The organism is Pontibacter beigongshangensis (assembly GCF_014332515.1).
Taxonomy (GTDB): domain Bacteria; phylum Bacteroidota; class Bacteroidia; order Cytophagales; family Hymenobacteraceae; genus Pontibacter; species Pontibacter beigongshangensis.
Genome location: NZ_VFSD01000017.1, coordinates 118095 through 134433, shown reverse-complemented (window position 1 = coordinate 134433; position 16339 = coordinate 118095). Strand labels below are relative to the sequence as shown.

9 protein-coding genes and 1 riboswitch are annotated in these 16339 nt (G+C 51.6%); of the genes, 5 read left to right on the top strand and 4 right to left on the bottom strand.

Going from position 1 to position 16339, the window contains the following annotated elements:
- Window positions 1-51: 51 nt before the first annotated feature.
- The 3 genes from cysD (at window position 52) to FJM74_RS14620 (ending at window position 2867) form a co-directional block, all read left to right on the top strand.
- Window positions 52-960: a sulfate adenylyltransferase subunit CysD gene (cysD, locus tag FJM74_RS14630; protein WP_187263362.1), complete on the top strand. Its 909-nt coding sequence runs from the start codon at window positions 52-54 to the stop codon at window positions 958-960.
- A gap of 1 nt (window position 961) precedes the next feature.
- On the top strand, window positions 962-2239 hold the full coding sequence (locus FJM74_RS14625) for a sulfate adenylyltransferase subunit 1 (RefSeq protein WP_187263361.1): 1278 nt from the start codon (window positions 962-964) through the stop codon (window positions 2237-2239).
- Window positions 2240-2429: 190 nt separating this feature from the next.
- Entirely contained in the window at window positions 2430-2867 is a 438-nt protein-coding gene (locus tag FJM74_RS14620; protein WP_187263360.1) for an OsmC family protein, read from the top strand.
- Between the two features lie 313 nt (window positions 2868-3180).
- Here FJM74_RS14620 and FJM74_RS14615 read toward each other — a convergent pair whose 3' ends face one another.
- From FJM74_RS14615 to FJM74_RS14605, 3 genes are all read right to left on the bottom strand, one after another.
- Complete coding sequence (locus tag FJM74_RS14615; protein WP_187263359.1) at window positions 3181-4356, bottom strand: trans-sulfuration enzyme family protein; 1176 nt, start codon at window positions 4354-4356, stop codon at window positions 3181-3183.
- Window positions 4357-4584: 228 nt separating this feature from the next.
- The gene (locus FJM74_RS22685) at window positions 4585-6165 is read right to left on the bottom strand and encodes a TSUP family transporter (protein ID WP_187263358.1); all 1581 of its coding nucleotides are present in this window, start codon (window positions 6163-6165) and stop codon (window positions 4585-4587) included.
- Between the two features lie 400 nt (window positions 6166-6565).
- Complete coding sequence (locus FJM74_RS14605; protein ID WP_187263357.1) at window positions 6566-8677, bottom strand: HEPN domain-containing protein; 2112 nt, start codon at window positions 8675-8677, stop codon at window positions 6566-6568.
- Window positions 8678-9065: 388 nt separating this feature from the next.
- Window positions 9066-9171, bottom strand: a riboswitch (SAM riboswitch).
- A gap of 519 nt (window positions 9172-9690) precedes the next feature.
- Between FJM74_RS14605 and FJM74_RS14600 the strand changes: the two genes are divergently transcribed.
- Complete coding sequence (locus FJM74_RS14600; protein ID WP_187263356.1) at window positions 9691-12156, top strand: TonB-dependent receptor domain-containing protein; 2466 nt, start codon at window positions 9691-9693, stop codon at window positions 12154-12156.
- Window positions 12157-12576: 420 nt separating this feature from the next.
- Here the strand turns inward: FJM74_RS14600 and FJM74_RS14595 are convergent, their stop codons facing one another.
- A complete protein-coding gene (locus tag FJM74_RS14595; RefSeq protein ID WP_317175564.1) occupies window positions 12577-14025 on the bottom strand; it encodes a M48 family metalloprotease in 1449 nt (482 codons plus the stop codon).
- Between the two features lie 602 nt (window positions 14026-14627).
- Here FJM74_RS14595 and FJM74_RS14590 point away from each other — a divergent pair.
- Window positions 14628-16280, top strand: a complete 1653-nt coding sequence (locus tag FJM74_RS14590; RefSeq protein ID WP_187263355.1) for a M1 family metallopeptidase — start codon at window positions 14628-14630, stop codon at window positions 16278-16280.
- The last annotated feature ends 59 nt before the right edge of the window (window positions 16281-16339 follow it).

The following is a 16339-nucleotide window of genomic DNA, read 5'->3' as shown; positions in this document are numbered from 1 at the left end:
GATGACTGGTGTCCAGAGTCCTTTTAAATAAAAAGTACAGCTAATAACAAAATGAACAAGTACTATCTCGATTACCTGGAGCAGCTGGAAGCAGAGGCGATACACATTATGCGGGAGGTGGCAGGGCAGTTTCAGAAGCCGGCTTTGCTTTTCTCCGGAGGCAAGGACTCCATTACGCTGGTAAGACTGGCCGAAAAAGCATTTCGTCCGGGCAAGTTCCCTTTCCCGCTCGTGCACATCGACACGGGCCACAACTTTCCGGAGGCCATCCGCTACCGCGATGAGCTGGCCGAAAGACTGGGCGAAAAACTGATCGTGCGTCACGTGGAAGACACCATCAAAAAGCAGAACCTGTCGGAGCCGACCGGCCGTTACGCCAGCCGCAACGGTCTGCAAACCTATACGCTGCTTGAGACGATCGAGGAATTTGGTTTTGACGCCTGTATCGGCGGTGCCCGCCGCGACGAAGAGAAAGCCAGAGCCAAGGAAAGAATTTTCTCGGTGCGCGATGAGTTCGGCCAATGGGACCCGAAACGCCAGCGCCCTGAGCTGTGGAACATCTACAACGGCCGCATTACTTTAGGCGAGAATGTACGTGCCTTCCCGATCAGTAACTGGACCGAGCTGGACGTGTGGAACTACATCAAGCGCGAGAACATTGCTCTGCCGAACATTTACTTCACGCACGAGCGCGAGTGCCTGGTGCGCGACGGTAAACTGATGGCCAACTCAGACTTTATCTACCGCGACCCGGAAGAGGAAGTGGTTACCAGAACGGTTCGTTTCCGCACCGTGGGCGACATGACCTGTACCGCTGCCGTAGAGTCTATTGCCTACGACATTGACAGTGTGATTGCCGAAATTCTAGATTCAAAAATAAGTGAGCGTGGCGCTACCCGCATCGACGACAAACTGTCGGAGACTGCCATGGAAGACCGTAAAAAAGGAGGGTATTTTTAAGATGGACATACTAAGATTTATTACAGCAGGAAACGTTGACGACGGCAAAAGCACGCTCATCGGCCGCTTACTCTACGACACGGATCAAATCTACCTCGACCAGATTGAGGCCATAGAAACCTCAGGCAGGGTAAACGAAGACGGTAACATCGACCTGTCGCTCCTGACCGACGGACTGAAGGCAGAACGTGAGCAGGGCATTACCATTGATGTGGCGTATAAGTACTTCAACACGCCAAAGCGCAAGTTCATCATTGCCGATGCGCCGGGCCACATTCAGTACACCCGCAACATGGTAACGGGTGCGTCTAATTCGAACCTGTCCATTATCCTGGTAGATGCCCGTAATGGCGTGCAGGAGCAAACACGCCGACATTCCATCATCTCGTCGCTGCTCGGCATTCCGCACCTGGTTATCTGTATCAACAAAATGGACCTGGTTGGGTACAGCGAAGAAGTTTTCAACCAGATTGTAGAAGATTATAAGCAGTTCTCTAAAAAGCTGCATTCCAAAGACATCACCTTTATTCCGGTTAGCGCCCTGAAAGGCGATAACATCGTTACCAGATCTACAGAAATGGACTGGTACAATGGCCCAAGCCTGCTGGAGCACCTGGAGCAGGTGCCGGTGTCGTCAGACTTTAACCTGACCTGCCCGCGCTTCCCGGTACAGTACGTTATCCGCCCGCACACGCACGAGCACCACGACTACCGTGGCTACGCCGGAAAAGTGATCAGCGGCGTGTACACCAAAGGCGACAAAATCATTGTGCTGCCTTCCGGCCAGACATCTACCATTAAATCGGTGGAATTGGGCGGCAAGGAACTGGAACAAGCCTTTGCTCCCATGTCGGTGGTGTTGCAACTGAATGACGATGTGGACATCAGCCGTGGCGATGTGATTGTGCGTCAGGAAGACAACCTGGACGTATCGAAGGAATTTGAAGCGCTGGTTTGCTGGATGAACGCGAAAGCGCTTCGCCCAGGAGCGAAACTGCTGCTTCGCCACAACTCTACCGAAACGCGTGCCATCGTCAGAGAGATTCAGTACAAAGTTGACGTTAACACGCTCGACAATATCGAGGATGTAGACCAGGTGCAGCTAAACGACATCTGCCGCGTGCAGATCCGGACGGCCACTCCCCTGCTGCTCGACAAGTACGAGAACAACCGCGCCAACGGAGGCTTCATTCTGATAGACGAAACATCGTACGCCACCGTAGGAGCCGGCATGGTAGCCAGCATCGTACACGAAAGTGAGCTCAACTACATGATTTAGGGCTTCGCCTAATTAAAAATTAAAAATTATGGATGACAAGCAATACCTGTCTTTCCTGATTCATTAAGATTGAAATGTTTCTAATATAAAATTTGAAGGAGTACCATTAAATAAAAAAGCAAGATCCCACTTTCAGCTTCCGTAGTTGTGAGTGGGATTTTACTTTCAAACTAAGTTTAACGAAAACAACATGCAAGTAGAACTAAATAGAGTAGATCAGGATTACCATTTTCAGGCGACGGGCTCAGCTGGAGTGGTTGTAAACATAGATGGCTCCCCGGAAATTGGCGGCCATAACGCAGGTGCTCGCCCCATGGAGCTGCTGCTCATGGGCCTCGGCGGCTGCAGCGCCATCGACATTATCCAGATCCTGAAAAAACAGCGCCAGCAAATCGACGCCTTCAACATCAAGGTTTCGGCAGAGCGCGTGCCCGGCGAAGTGCCTTCGCTGTTCAAATCCATCCAAATCCATTTTACATTAAGTGGACCTCTAAACGAGGAAAAGGTCAAGAAAGCAGTCGATTTATCGCTGGAAAAGTACTGCTCCGTTGCTCACATCCTGTATAAAACCGCCACAATCGACTATACTTTTGAGGTGGTTGGAACAGAAGCAACTGCTACAAAGTAATGCTGCACCCAAGAATTCAGCTTCACACTTATTTGGCTGAGTACCATTAAAAAGAAAAGCCGCTACTTGCAGTAGCGGCTTTTCTTTTTTGTCTGAATCTTCTTATAGGGCCCCTACCCCAATAATGTACAGAATGTGAGAATGATCAGAATATCTGCAAATAAATTATTCTAATGAAAATGGCCTTCCAGAGGCTTTATCAGATGGTAAACTTATTGCCTGAATCAGGATTTACAGGATGTAAGGATTTTCAGGATTTGGGTTGAATCATCCAAATTAAATCTTCTATTTAATCCCTCCCAACTCATAACTCTTAACTCTCCAACGTTTTATCCAGCGCCTGGGTAATGTCTTCGATAATATCCTCCGCATGCTCCAGGCCTACCGATATGCGTACGAGGCCGGGGGTAATGCCGGTAGCCTGTCTTTCTTCTTCGGTTAGCTTGGAATGCGTGGTAGAGGCCGGGTGTGTGGCTATGGTGCGGGTGTCGCCGAGGTTGGAGCTCAGGCTGATCATGTCGAGGTTATCGAGAAAGCGCCTGGCCGCGTCGAAGCCGCCTTTTACGGTCAGCGTTACAATGCCTCCTCCCTGCTTCATCTGCTTTTTAGCCAGCTCGTACTGTGGGAACGAAGGCAGAAACGGATAACGCACCACCTCCACGGCTTCGTGGCCTTCCAGCGCGCGTGCCAGTCTCAGCGCATTGTCGCAGTGCTTGTCCATGCGCAGCGACAGTGTTTCCAGGCTCCTGGAGATGATCCAGGCATTGAAAGGCGACATGGCAGGACCGGTATGGCGCGAGAAGAAACGGATTTCGGCAATAAGATCAGCTCTACCCACTACCAGGCCTCCTAACACCCGTCCCTGGCCGTCCATGTACTTGGTTGCGGAGTGGATGATGAGGTCGGTGCCATAGTCGGCGGGCGTTTGCAGCATCGGCGTGGCAAAACAGTTATCAACAGCCAGAATAAGGTTGTGCTTTTTTGAGAGTTTTCCCAGCCACTCCAGGTCGATAATCTCCAGCCCGGGGTTTGAAGGCGTCTCTACCAGGATAATTTTGGTGGCAGGCGTAATCAGGCTTTCCCACTCGTCGGGGTTGCTGACATCAGCATAAGAAAACGTGATGCCCCATTTCGAGAACACCTTGGTGAGCAACTGGTGGGTAGAGCCAAACACGGCACGAGCCGCCAGAATATGATCTCCTGACTTGAGCAGTGCCGCCAGGCTCGAAAAAATAGCAGCCATTCCCGAAGAAAAAGCGAAGCCAGCCTCAGCTTTCTCCAGGTAGCACACTTTCTCCAACAGCTCGTCTACATTTGGGTTAGAGTAGCGCGAGTAAATATTGCCTTGCTCCTCGTCGGCGAAAATAGCCCTTGCCTGCTCCGCGTCCTCGAACATAAAGCTGGAGGTAAGGTAGAGCGGCACGGAGTGCTCGCGGTTGTGCGAGCGCTTTGCCTGTAGTCGGATGGCCTTGGTTTCTTTTTTCGACATATATAATGGAGTAGTAAAAAGCTAAGTATTGGTAAAGAACAAATTTACGTCAAGAGCACCACAGTTTACAGATCACGCGTAATCTAGTTGAAAGTGGGAATAAGAGTCAGTTACCTGTCTTGCTTGTGCAGGCAACAATTGAAAGTACGAGCTACAAGCTCGCACGAGCGAAAGAAATACCTAAAACAACGAATGTCCTGCGTCTTGTGTCCGACATCCTGTGTCTTTTTAAAAAACAGCCATATAAATCAGCCGCAAGCTCATGATGATCACCACAATCCCTACAATCAGCATCAGCGTTTTGGCCGGAAGCCTGCGGGCAATGTAGGCGGCTATGGGAGCTGAGATGCAGCCGCCAATAATCAGGCCCAGAATTACCTGCCAATGGGTTAAGCCGATCAGGGTGATAAAAGTAACGGAACTGGCAACAGACACAAAAAACTCGGCCAGGTTTACAGAGCCAACTGTATAGAGCGGGTGGCGGCCTTTGGCAATCAGCGTGGAAGACACGATCGGTCCCCAGCCGCCGCCGCCGATGGCATCCATAAAGCCACCCATGGTCGCCAGGAAGCCCAGGCGCTTCACCGGCTTTTTCTGCACCTTTTTCCGGACCACTTTCTTGATGATGAGGATACCCAGGAATAAAGTGTAGCAGGCGATAACGGGCCGGATAAAGTGAATATACTGCTCCAGGCTGTAGAGCAGAAAGGCACCGATAATGGCGCCAATCACCCCTGGCAGCACAATAACCCTGAAAAGCTTGGCATTCACGTTCCTGAACTTGAGGTGCATCAGCCCCGAAACACCGGAGGTAAAAATCTCGGAGGTGTGCACACTGGCGCTGGCCGCCACCGGACTCACGCCGAACGATAGCAGAAAGGTAGTGGCACTCACCCCGTAGGCCATTCCCAGAGCCCCGTCGATCAGTTGGGCAATAAAGCCGCCCAGAATAAAGATCAGGATGCTGGAGTCTATTTCATTAAAGGCACCTACCGCCAAATCACCAATCGTGCTCAGCGGAATGTAACTGAACAGCAGGTGGCCGGTTACCATAAGGGCCAGCGCAGCCACCGCATAAATCAGGATAAACTTGGGCCGGAAGGCTTTTCGCCCTTTCACCATCACGGGCGCTACCGGAGCAGGCACCAATTTCTTTCTCTCTTTCAGCGGCTTTGACGCGGCATCCGGCGTTACCAGCACCTCCGTTATCTCGTTCAGCTTTTTAACCTTATAGGCAAAGTCGCCCTGCAACTGGCTCCGGATATCTCCCAGCCTGTCGAGCACATTCTCCAGCTCATCCGGAAAGACGGCATCCAGTACTTCACGAATTCTTTTGGAGACGGTCGGAGACTTGCCATTGGTGGAGATGGCCAGCTTCAGGCTTCCCTTTTGTACGATGGAGCCCAGGTAAAAATCGCAGATGGCCGGTGTGTCGGCTACGTTGGTCAGTATTTTATATTTCTTGGAAAGGTCTCGGATCTCCTGGTTCAGCTCCTTCAGGCTGGTGGCGATCAGCACAATGTCTTTTCCTTCCAGGTCCCGCTCCTCGAATTTGCGCTGGTGCAGCGTTAGTTTCGGGTAGCGAGCAGTAAGTGTAAAAATTTCAGGCAGGATATCCGGCGCCACCAGGTCTACGCGAGTGTCGGGGGAGTTATTCAGGATGGCGGTCATTTTCTCCAGCCCGATTGGTCCGCCGCCCACTACCAATACATGCAGCTGCTCCAGTTTCAGGAAAACCGGGAAAAGCGGATTGGCCGGTTGTGGCCTGATCGGCTCTGGCGGTATGGCAGAAATAGACTGGTTGCTCATTCTTTTCAATTTACCAATAGGTAATCTTCTTTTGTAACGCGCTAAATGGAGGCCTTGCTGAGTTGTTCGGAGAAGGTTAGTACGAAATAAAGATGCAGGTCCGTTTACACTCAGACCTGCATCTTTTTGTATTCCAGATCAAAGACTAATTCCTGCTGAGCCAGATTATTCTAATGAAAATGGCCTTCTGGAGGCTTAATTAGGTTTTAGATACCAGACTCTTAAAAAGGGAAGAGTTGTGGTTTGACTGGTGTTTCAGGATTCATCTTCAAATCTCCAAATTTAAAAATCAGCACACCAACTCATTACCCCATTAAACCAATTATTTTAATGAAAACGGCCTTCCGGAGGTGGCATTTACTGCCGCTGCCTGGCAAGCCAGGCAGCGGCAGCTTTGAGCCTATTTAGAGACAGCCTCTACTCTTGCTTCTCTGAAACTTCTGGCGCTGTTCAGGAAATTCATCGCCTCGTTCACGTACTTTTCAGCAAAAGCCTTGCTGGGCTCGTTCTGGTTTATCTGAAGCACCACCGACTTGAAATCGGGTTCGAAAGCGAAAGTGCCATCGGCCACATAATGCGTGTCGAAGTCGTTGATGATGCCGTTCTGCGTGTTGCAGTTTACGCCTTTGTCCAGCAGCAGCGCTTTGGCAGTGCTTACCATGGTGCTGTAGGTGTGGTAGATAGAATCGGCAAATCGTTTTTCTTCAAGCGCCTCTACTGCCCACTGCAGTTTCTCCTCAGACTCATACAGCAGCGTAGCCACCAGGTCAATCATAACACCGGCACATTCGCCTACTCCTATCGCCGGCTGATACTGCTCCTGGTGCCCCCAGTCCACAAAGTCTTCCGGCTTCAGGTTTGTCAGGTCGGCCAGCGGCTTCAGCAACTGGTAGAAGTGGTCTTTGCCCTGGCGCTCGTAGAACTCATGGAACTTCTCGTTTTCCAGTTTCAGGGCGCGGTAATCTTCTATCACGTAGCGTAGCACGTCCGGTCCTTTCTTGCTCGGCACTTTAATTACTTTCTGTGCAATGCGGCCTTCGCCGTTGCCCATGGTACCACCGCCAAACAGCACCTGCAGGGCAGGCACCACGCTTTTACCACTCTTGATAGAGGAGCCATGGAAGCCCAGCCCAGCCATGCCGTGCTGACCGCAGGAGTTCATACAGCCACTGATCTTGATTTTCAGATCGGTGTTGAAGAGCAACTCCGGGTATTCCTGCACAATCACATCTTCGAGCACCTTGGTAATATGGGTACTGTTGGAGATACCCAGGTTACAGGTGTCGGTGCCGGGGCAGGTGGTAATGTCGGCTACGGTATCAAAGCCAGGCTCAGCCAGCCCAAGCTCATCGAGCTTCGTGAAGAAGTAAGGGAGCGCCTCTTCGCGCACAAACTTCAGCAACAGGTTCTGGCCCTGGGTTACGCGCAGGTCGTCGGCGGCATAGTCGCGGATAAGCGGCACCAGCTGGCGGGCGGTATCGGAGCTGATATCGCCGATAGGCACTTTCAGGTAAACCCCAAAGTAGCCCTCCTGTTTCTGCTGGAACGTGTTGGTGCGCAGCCACAGTTTATATTTGTCGGTGTTTTCAATCACGAACTCAGGCAGGGATTTGGAAACTGGCAGGGCAGGGTTCAGCCCTTCTCTATTGGCAATCTCAAACTCATGCACTTTAAGCGCTTTGGCTTCTTCTTTTACCAGGCGCATTACTTCTTCTACCCCGATCTTGTTCTGCAGGTACTTGAAGCGGGCCTTGTTGCGGTTGTTGCGCTCGCCATGGCGGTCGAACACACGCACGACACCTTCTATAAACGGAATAATGCGATTTTCTGGCAGGAACTCGTAGGCTACCTGCGCCAGCACGGGCTGGGCACCCAGGCCACCGCCGATCAGCACCTTAAATCCGCGCTCTTCTTTGCCGTCTACAACCTGCACCTTCGGGATAAAGCCCAGGTCGTGGATATAGGCGAAAGCCGTGTCTTTGTCGCTTGATGAGAAGGCGATCTTGAACTTGCGGCCCATTTCCTGGCAGATCGGGTTGCGCAGCAGGTAGCGGAACGTAGCGTCGGCGTAAGGGGCCACATCAAAAGGCTCGGTCGGATCTATGCCAGCCTCCGGCGAGGCGGTCACGTTCCGGACGGTGTTACCGCAGGCTTCGCGCAGGGTAATATCGTCTTCGGCCAGTTTTGCCCAAAGTTCCGGAGTGCGGTCCAGGCTCACGTAGTGTATCTGGATATCCTGGCGCGTGGTTAGGTGTAGGTTTCCGGTAGAATACTCGTCGGAAATGGCGGCAATGCGGAGCAGTTGCTGCGTCGTCAGCCGGCCAAACGGCAACTTGATGCGCACCATCTGCACGCCCGGCTGGCGCTGGCCGTACACCCCGCGTGCCAGTCGCAGGCTACGGAATTTCTCTTCGTTAAATTTACCTTCGCGAAAAAGCCTGATCTTTTTTTCAAGATCAATGATCTCTTTTTCAACAATAGGGTTCTCCAGTTCTGATCTGAAACTTTGCATATTATAAGGTATCTCTCTACTACTATTATTAAGGTAAAGTTCCCGCGCCCCGGTGAACTTTAATATGATTTAGCGAAAACATGTTTAGTTAAAACATTCGCCTTTTCCTGTTCCGGATAACCAGACGGCAGGTTCGGAAAATGTTGCCGTTGGAGCGACACCCGTCCGTTTTCAAAATATTCTATGGAAACCGGCAAGGATAGTTCTTAACGACAGGGCGGCCCTGTTCGGTTCAAGAAAAAGCGATGGAGTGGAAATTTCGCCAGAAATTGTTGCCGGCACAGCAGCAACAACAACTTGTTCTTTGTAAGGCGAAGGGTGTGGAAACGGAAGAGAAGCGGCTCTCTTCGGCAAAAGAAAAATGGTGGCTGTTGTCTTTCATTTTAATAATTTATATTTCCCCATACCTGTTGGGCAGGATTTGGCACCTTTCCAAAGTGGATGGTTGCCAGAGGGTCTAAGAGCCTGTTCTCTCGCCTCTTCTTCTATAAATTCCTCACCTGGAGAATAGAATTTGCTACAAAGGTAAAAATATTTTATCAATCAGGTAATCTTTTGCCATTAATTCTGAAAAATTACTTAAAAGGTCTAGAATACACCCCCTCCTGCTGCTGCCTCGCCAGGACCCCGAGAAGTGCTTTCTTCCCCTGCCATATGCCTGCTGCGCCAATTATGCTAATGAAAATGGCCCTCCGGAGCCTTCTTAGACACAAGGCAAAGGACTCTTTGAATAATTAAGAGTTATGAGTGTTCAAAGTCTGCGCAGGTCACTCATTTCCAGTTCTTCTCATCTTCAAATCCTCAAATTAAAAATCAACCATTCAACAACCAGCAACAAACAAACAGCAAGCCCTTAGCACATCACATCTCCAGCTGATAGACTTCTCAGGCCTTTCTATATAAGAATAGAGGGTGTTGGTCTATTCTGTTTTCGCAGGTCCCGGTTTTAGCATTTCTTTGTAGGGTGAGGCATTAACATCCGCTTCCGGCTACCATTAGTACAGCATAAAACCATGAAAAAAAGTTTACTCCTCCTGCTGCTGGGCCTTTCTACGTTGTCTGCCATGGCGCAGGCTCCCAATGCTGCCCAGCAGTCCAGACCGCTGCAGCAGGCTGGCATGGCCCCCAAAGGCAATGCCAAACTGAGCGGCACCGTACTCGACGCAGCCACCAAACAACCTGTTGAGTTTGCCACCATTGCCCTGATAGACCTGCAAACCGACCAGCCGGTAAACGGCTCCATGGCCGACGATAAAGGACGTTTTACGATAGAGAAAGTAGCGGCAGGCAAATACAAGCTGAACGTGAGCTTTATCGGCTATCAGCAGCTGATCTTGAGAGAAGTAGCTGTAACGTCTGACAATGCCCAGCTTAACTTAGGTACTATCTCCCTTACCTCCAACGCGCAGAACCTGGGCGAGGTGGTGGTAACCGGCGAGAAAAACCTGGTGGAGGAAAAGATTGATCGCACCGTGTACAATGCCGAAAAAGATGCGACAAATGCCGGTGGCAATGCCGCCGACGTGATGCAGAAAGTGCCTGGCCTGGCGGTAGACACCGACGGCAACGTAATGCTTCGCGGCTCCTCCAATGTGCGGGTACTCATCAACAACAAGCCCTCCACCATTATGGCCGGCAGCATTGCCGATGCCCTCAAGCAGATCCCGGCCGACATGATCAAGTCGGTAGAAGTGATCACCAGCCCCTCGGCAAAATACGATGCAGAGGGCTCTGCCGGCATCATCAACATCATTACCAAAAAAGACAGCAACCTGCAGGGCGTAAACGGCTCCGCTGCGCTCACGGCCGGCACGCGCTCCAGCAATGGCAACGCCAGCCTGAACATACGCCAGGGCAAGATCGGCATTAACGCCAGCGTGAGCGCCCACACCTTCTACAACAAAGGAGACATCACCCTGACGCGCACTTCTAACGGCGGAAACGATCTTTTCCAGTTCACAGGAAAAACCAGGCCACAGGGTGGTTTTATGAATGGGCAGGTGGGGTTTGATTACGACATCAATACCAGGAACAGCCTATCGGGTGGGGTGCGTTTTAACGGAGGCATGTTTCGGATGGAGAACGAGCAGGAAATAAACTCCACCATGTTTGGAGAGACCAACCCTGCCTCCTTTGCCGACGTGACTAACCGCTTCAGCCGCCAGGGTGCCGACATCAACCTCGACTACCTACACACCTTTAAGCCCGGTCAGGAGCTTGCCATCTTATCGCTCTACAGCTTTACTGATATCAACAACAAAATTAACCAGGACTATACCTTCCAAAGAGGCATGGACCCTTATGAATTTGTTCGCAACACCAACGATGGCGGCAACGATGAACTTACCTTCCAGGTAGATTACACGCATCCGTTTGCCAACAAAACCACCCTGGAGATTGGCGCCAAAAGCATTTTCAGGGATGTGGACAGCGATGCCCGCTACAGCACCCTCAGATCCAACGGTCCGGACGACAGCTCACTGAACATCTTCTTTTATGAGCAGGATGTGTATGCCTCTTACCTGACCTACGGCTTCACCCTCAGAAAGAAGCTGAACGTGAAACTGGGCGGCCGCTACGAATACACCGACATAAACGCCGACCTGAAAACGGAGGAACAGACCTTCGGCAGCAACTACGACAATTTTATACCAAGCGTGGCTTTATCGTACACCCTCAAAGATGTTCATACCTTTAAAGCCAGCTTTACGCAGCGCATCCAGCGCCCGTCGCTGAACTACCTGAACCCGTACCGCCAGGTGCAGGCCCGGAACACGGTGGTGCTTGGTAACCCAAACCTCGATGCAGAACTTACTGACCTGTTTGAGATTGGCTACAGCACCTACTTTAAATCGACCTCGCTCAGCGCCTCGCTGTACATGCGCCAAACCGACAATGCCATCGAGACGTTGCCTTACCTGGAAGACGACTCTGTGACCGTGATCACCTTCCGGAACATTGCCCAGAACAAAACCTATGGCATTAACCTATTTGGCAGCGTAAAGCCTGTCAACGACTGGACCATTTCCGGCAGCTCCAACATTTACTTTGTAGACCTGAACAGCAAGCAGTATGGCAGCAACAATGGCTGGATGTACAACATCAACCTGAACTCGGCTTACCAGTTAGGCAAAGGCTACAGCGCACAGTTTAACGGCGGCTTTAACTCCAGCAGAATTCAGCTACAGGGCAGCTTCGCCTCCTTTTCCTACCACAGCATTGCCTTCAAAAAGGAATTGTTTGATAAAAAGGGAGGTATCAGTTTCGGTATCGACAATCCGTTCAGGGCGAACATGCGCATGCGCACCAACTTCAAAACAGACGCCTTCGACCAGAACATCGTGATGAACAATTATAACCGGGGCTTTAAAATTACCTTTAACTACAGCTTCGGTAAGATGCAACAGAACCCTGTTCGCAGCAAAAAGAGCATCCGCAACGACGATGCCAAGCAAGGCGAAGGCGGCGGTATACAATAACATTAAACTTCCCATTTTCTATAAAGGACCTCTCTGTTTTAGAGAGGTTTTTTGTTTTATGGGTAAACTAAAGTCATTAATGGCGCGAGCGTCCTCACTCGTGACTACCATTCCGCGGCCTCTGGATGCTATAAAAAACCTCGCAGGCGTTCCGATACAAGTGCGAGAGAATGTGCTGCGCCAGGTTAATTTTCATCTTTTTAACTCTTAGTTGATGGTAGACAGCAGCAGGAGCGGCAGAGCCTCCGGAAGGGCTTTTTCATTAGAATAATTCATGCTTGTCACAAACTCGCAGCATGCGCTGCGAGGTCTTGGCTGCTGCTGCTTCTCCGGTATTTACAGCAAACCGTACACAGTTAAAGGACTTGTCTCAGCAATTTTAAAGACATAAGCCTCTATGAGTAACAGCAGCTCCAACTCTTATCTCGCCACCACTTTAATCATAGTCCCCTGCGGCAACTGGTCATCGAGTTGCATGCCGTTTAAAATGGCAAGTTCATCCAAGCGCGCTTCCGGCACCTGGAAATTTCGCAGGGCCTGCGCCAGGGTGCTGCTGCGGGGCAGGGTTTTGATGCGGATCCGATCGGGCTGCCGGTTCAGCTTTTCAGGATCGGAAAGACTGGCGAAACCCTGCATGGTGCGCTCAAAGTGTGGGGCATAATTCGCAAACTCTGCGGGTGTGGTAACCCCCATGATAGTATAAATGTTGCCCCGGAACTCAATCAGGTAGGCCAGCACCCGAAGTGTGGCCTGTTGCTGCTGCACCTGGTCGGCTACAATGGCCAGGGCATGCAGGCCATTTACAGTCAGCTGCTTTGTTTCCTGCGCTTGTAGCTGGTTGTTTTGCAACAGTTGCTGCGCCGCCGCTTCCAGCGACTCGCCTTGGATTAGCGTGAGCATCATCATGGCCTTGCCGTCTTTTGGCGCCATCTGGAAATGCTGCGGTGAGTTTTCGTAGCGCCAGTCAGCCGGTAGCGGGAAGCTGAACCGGAGTTCCGGGTGGTAGAACACCTCGTTCTCTACAAAGCCCTGCTTCGGGTCTTCGCCGTAGATCATGCCATCGATCAGCTTCAGGTAGCTTTCGCGGTTTACTTTGGCATCGGTGAGTCCTTCCTGTTGCTGCTGCTTTTCGGCCAACTGGCGCACTGTTTTGTAGCGTTCGGCAGAGGCAGGGTGCGTAGACAGGAAGCTCGGCATTTCTTCAGCTCCGCTGCTCTCCTGCGTGCGCTGCAGGGTGTTGAAAAAGTCGGCCATTTCGGCGGCATCGTAGCCCAGCTTGGTGGCGTACTCCACGCCCAGCCTGTCTGATTCACGTTCATCGTCGCGGCCGAACTTGAGGAACAGCAGGCCCACTCCCTGCGAGGCAGCGTTGGCAAACCCTTCGAACTCTGGCGCTATAATCCGGCCGAGCACCAGCCCAAACTGGGCCAGCACACCTTTGCTTTGCTGCTGCGCCGAGTGCCGTGCCGCCACATGCCCGATCTCATGGCCCAGCACCCCGGCAAACTGTGCCTCGTTGTTGAAGTGCGCCATAATGCCGCGCGTAAAATACACATACCCTCCAGGCACGGCAAAGGCGTTTATCACTGGCGAATCGAGCACTTTGAACTGGTGCTCCAACTGGCTGCGGTGCGAGACAGCTGCCATCTGCTGCCCCTTTTCCTGCATGAACCGCTGCAGGGCCTCATCCGGGTACAGCCCAAACTGCGCCACAATCTCCGGGTCGGCCTGCCTGCCCAGCTCAATTTCCTGCTCCTCCGAGAGCAGCATCAGCTCCTTTTTGCCGGTTACCGGGTCTGAAGAGCAGCTGTTAATTATCATAAGAGCAGCCATTGCAAAGGCAGCCAAACCATATCTTCTCATCTTCATGCTATTGTAGAAATAGTGTCCTGTTTCATTATAATTGTTGCCTGGCAAAGACTCCGCTGACAATACGTTTCGTCACGACACTTTCCCCGGTTTAGGGCTGCCAGGATAGACATTCCTCCATCAATTTATAGCCATCACCCAGCGTCACCATCCTACCATACGTGTTATCTTCGTATATTGAAGCTGAGAACTCCGGGAAAATTGCGAGGGGAGCGTACAAAGAAAAAAATGCCCCGAAGCCTCAGCCCCCACAGCTGACCAGGAGCCTACACCAGCAGCAGGAGCAGCAAAAGCTCCGGAGGGCTGTTTTTATTGGAATAATTGTTGATTGCTGATGATTAGTGGTTGCATGGCTAAATGGCAGATTTATTAATTTGGAGATTTGAAAACCTGGAGATGAACTCCGCCATCTCGTTGTGTCTGGTTTCTTACTACACTTCATTTACTGATTTAAGCACGGCACGATCATGCTGCGCATTCTAAAATTCTGTACATTTTGATCCAGACAAAAGCAGCAGCCACAGAGCCTCCGGAGGGCCTTTTTCATTACAATTATTTATATCTGTCACGACCAAAGCATGACCAGGCCAAACACCAAGTCCATGAAACATAGCCTTGCTTTCAGAATTTTAGTATCCATCATGTTGTCTGCGGTGGCAGCACCCGCTGCGCTTGCCCAAACCCCTCCCTTTACCCGGCAAGACAGCATCAGGGGCTCCATAACGCCGGAGCGGGCCTGGTGGGACCTGACCTACTACCACCTCGACATCGCCGTGAACCCTGCCGACAGCACCGTGCGCGGCAAAAACACCGTGCAGTACAAGGTGCTGCAACCCCACCAACGCATGCAGCTGGACCTGCAGCCGCCCATGACCATGGAGAAGGTGTTGCAAAACGGGAAGCCGCTGCCAGTAAAACAAGACGGGAACGCCTGGTTTATAACCCTGCCCGAAAGCCAGGTGGCCGGCACAGTAAATACCGTAGAAGTGCACTACAGCGGCAAGCCTCAGGTGAGCGTGCGCCCTCCCTGGACGGGCGGCTTCACCTGGCAAAAAGACAGCAAGGGCAAGCCTTTTGTAGCCACCTCTAACCAGGGCGATGGCGCCAGCCTCTGGTGGCCCTGCAAAGACCACATGTACGACGAGCCCGACAGCATGCTCATCAGCATACGCGTACCAGAAAATCTCACAAACGTCTCCAACGGCAGGCTCCGGAAGGTGGACACCAACACCGACGGCAGCAAAACCTTTCATTGGTTTGTGTCTAACCCCATCAACAACTATGGCGTGAACGTGAACATTGCCGACTATGTGCATTTCTCTGAAAAATACCAGGGCGAAAAAGGCGTGCTCGACTGCGACTACTATGTGCTCCGCGAAAATCTCAGCAAAGCCAAAAAACAATTTAAAGATGTGCCCCGGACCCTGCAGGCATTTGAGCACTGGTTCGGCCCTTACCCTTTTTACGAAGACAGCTACAAGCTCGTGGAAGTGCCCTACCTGGGCATGGAACACCAGAGCTCCGTAACCTACGGCAATGGCTACCAGAACGGGTACATGGGCTACGACCTGAGCGGCAGCGGCTGGGGCCTGAAGTTCGATTATATTATCGTGCACGAAACCGGCCACGAGTGGTTCGCCAACAGCATCACCTACAAAGACATTGCCGACATGTGGGTTCATGAAAGCTTTACGACCTACTCCGAGAACCTGTTTGTGGAGTACCACTATGGCAAAGAGGCTGGCAACGCTTACATAATCGGGTTGCGAAAAAACATCCAGCACGATGCGCCCATTATTGGCGATTACGGGGTGAACCGGCAGGGCTCCGACGATATGTATCCTAAGGGTGCCAACATGCTGCACACCCTGCGCCAGATCGTGAACGACGATGAGAAATGGCGCGGCATCCTGCGCGGCCTCAACCAGGATTTCTACCACCAGACTGTCACCACGCAACAGATAGAGGATTATCTGAGCCAGAAAACCGGCCGGGACCTCAGCACCTTCTTTAACCAGTACCTCCGCGACACGCGCCTGCCCCGGCTGGAGCACAAGCAGGAAGGCACCAGCTGGCACTACCGCTGGGCAAACACAGTAGATGGATTTAACATGCCGGTAAAAGTACACCTGAACGGCAAAGTGCAGTGGCTGGAGCCAACCAGCAAGTGGCAGGAGCTGAAAGGATCGAAAAAAACGCTGAAAGTGGTCATAGATCCGAACTTTTATATAGAGCAGTCTACTCCGGGAGTTTAAGGAGAATATTTTGCAGGTAGTAATCTTCTGATAGCAAAAGTTTTACACCTCTCCCAGTG